Origin of the sequence: Burkholderia sp. AU15512 (genome assembly GCF_002223325.1) — a bacterium.
Lineage (GTDB): Bacteria > Pseudomonadota > Gammaproteobacteria > Burkholderiales > Burkholderiaceae > Burkholderia.
On the sequence record NZ_NKEX01000022.1, the window covers coordinates 1 to 1,220 of the forward strand.

Genomic DNA, 1,220 nt, shown 5'->3' on the forward strand with positions numbered 1-1,220 from the left:
CGCGCATTGATCAGCGACTGCTGCGCCGAATACAGGTCCGTCTGCGCGGTCAGCACCGACAGGTAGCTGTCGACACCGTTCTTGTAACGCAGGTCCGACAGGTCGAAGCGACGCTGCTGCGCGTGCTCGTTGCGCTCCAGCGCCGCGATCTGCTGGTCGTACGTGCCGCGTGCGGCCAACCCGTCCGCCACGTCGCGGAACGCCGACTGGATCGCCTTCTCGTAGTTCGCGATCTCGATGCGCTTCTGCACGTGCGCAAGATCGAGGTTCGCGATGTTCGAGCCGCCTTCGAAGATCGGCAACGCGATGCTCGGCGCGAACGACCATGCCGCCGTGCCGGCCTTGAACAGGCCGCCGAGCGTCGGGCTCGCGGTGCCGAACGCGGCCGTCAGCGAGATCTTCGGGAAGAACGCCGCACGTGCCGCACCGATGTTCGCGTTCGCCGCCAGCAGCGACTGCTCGGCCTGCATCACGTCGGGGCGACGCGTCAGCAGGTCGGACGGCAGGCCGGCCGGCACGTCCGTCAGCAGGTTCTGCGCGTCGAGCGGCATGCCCGCCGGCAAATCGTCCGGCAGCGGCTCGCCGATCAGCAGCACCAGCGCGTTCAACGCCTGCGCGCGTGCCCGTGCTTGCGCCTGCTGGTTCGACAGCGCCTGCTCGACCACCGTCTGCGCCTGACGCAGCTCGAGCTCGGAGCCCGTGCCGTTGTCGAACTGCAGCTTCGTCAGGTTGTACGAGTCCTGCGCCGTCTTCAGCGTGTTCTCCGTGACCTTCAGCAGATCGTCGGTCGACAGCAGCGTCAGGTATTGATCCGCCACCTGCGACACCAGCGAGATCTCCGACGCCTGCCGCGCATACGCGGTCGACAGGTACTGCGCGAGCGCCTGGTCCTTCAGGCTCTGCACGCGGCCGAACAGGTCGAGTTCCCACGACGCCGACAGCCCGACGTTGTAGGTCGTCGTGATGTTCCGGCCCGGCGCCACCGACAGCGCATTCGGCAGGCGCTGACGATTACCGGTACCCGTCGCATCGATCGTCGGGAACAGGCCCGCGCGCGTGATCTGGTACTGCGCGCGCGCCGCCTCGATGTTCAGCACCGATACGCGCAGGTCGCGGTTGTTCTTCAGCGCGATCTCGATCAGCCGCTGCAGGCGCGGATCCACGAAGAACTCGCGCCAGCCGATGGCGGTTGCAGCTTGCCCGTTCGCGCTGCGCGCGCC

Annotated in this window: 1 protein-coding gene; it reads right to left on the reverse strand. The window is 67.6% G+C overall.

Annotated features, from left to right (window positions below; translation table 11 throughout):
• Window positions 1-1,220, reverse strand: a 1,220-nt coding sequence (locus CFB43_RS37475; protein WP_089499098.1) for an efflux transporter outer membrane subunit, incomplete at both ends; no start/stop codon positions are given.